The organism is Alphaproteobacteria bacterium (genome assembly GCA_024244705.1).
Classification (GTDB): Bacteria; Pseudomonadota; Alphaproteobacteria; order JAAEOK01; family JAAEOK01; genus JAAEOK01.
This window is the reverse complement of the sequence record JAAEOK010000107.1, coordinates 1-1,250: the sequence shown is the minus strand read 5'-3', so window position 1 is coordinate 1,250 and position 1,250 is coordinate 1. Positions and strand designations below refer to the sequence as shown.

Genomic DNA, 1,250 nt, shown 5'->3' with positions numbered 1-1,250 from the left:
GTTCCATCACCATCCCGGTCGATCGACCAGGTGCTTTCCAGCCCGTCACTGCTCGTTGTGCTGACAATTGTCGACAGCAGCGTGCCCGTCTCGTCGCTATAGTCTGTTGTTGACGTCGTCTTGCCGTCACTGCCCAGGATCGTGGTTGTCTCAGCATCAAAATAACCATTGCCGTCGGCATCATAATCCTGAGTGACCGTCCTGCCGTCGGCACTGGTGACTTCCGTGTATTCCTCGATGACTGTTCCGTTCTCGGACTGTGTCTGCTGTGTAAATGTGAGCGTGCCGTCAGAGGCAAGGTCGGTGTTGCGCGTTGTTGTACGGTCATGCTGGCCGTTGCCATTCCAGTCGTCCCGGACAGTTTCGGTCAAACCGTCATCGCTTATGTCAATTTGGGTCCTGCCATAGACCGACCCGTCTTCGTCCTTGCGTTCGATCGTGCGTGTTGTCGATCCATCTGCTTCAAGAAAGGTTTGGTCATCGACGACGCTTTCAAAGGTGCCATCACCATCCTGGTCGAATGAAGTCGTCACAGTCAGCCCGTCATCGCTGGTGACTTCCTTCAATCGCCTCTGCAGTGTTTCATCGCTGTTTTGCGCAGACGTGATTGCTTCGATCGTTCCATCATCGGCAATGAGCCGCGTTGTCACAAGATCGGCCTGACCGTCCGCGTTGACATCATCTTCAGTGACGATTGAACGCGCATCATCGGATATTGTGACAGTGCGGCTGTTGCGCAGGGCATTTACGGAATCGCGCAATTCGGTTGTGGTGACCGTTCCGCCATCATTTTGCAGGACCGTTTGCGTTTCCGATGTCAAATCATAGGTGCCGTCAGCATCGGCATCCGCACGCTGTGTAAGGGTCAATCCGTCATCGCTGATCGTTGTTTGAGACCGGTTTAGCAGTGATCCGTCAGCTGCCTCAGTTTCGAGAGTTTCTGTGCTGCTACCATCATTGTTGAGAACAGTCGTGCCGGTCGATTTGCGTTCATCGGCGCCATCGCCATCTCTGTCCGATTGCACCGTTGTAACAAGCTGGTCATCGCTGATGGTGGTGACGACTTCGCTTCTGGTCGTACCGTCCCGGTTGTCGACACTGCGGGTCGTTGTCCGGCTACCATCGGCATTGAGGACTGTTGTCGTTTCTACTTTAACGTCAGCGATCAAATCGCCGTCAAAATCGGTCTCGGACGTCATCTCCAGACCGTTGGCACTGACCGTATCCACCGTCTGACCAATCGCACTGCT

The 1,250-nt window shown here is 54.4% G+C and carries 1 protein-coding gene; it reads right to left on the bottom strand.

The window, feature by feature from the left end; all coding sequences use genetic code 11:
* On the bottom strand, nucleotides 1-1,250 hold a 1,250-nt coding region (locus GY791_19625; GenBank protein MCP4330611.1), incomplete at both ends, for a calcium-binding protein.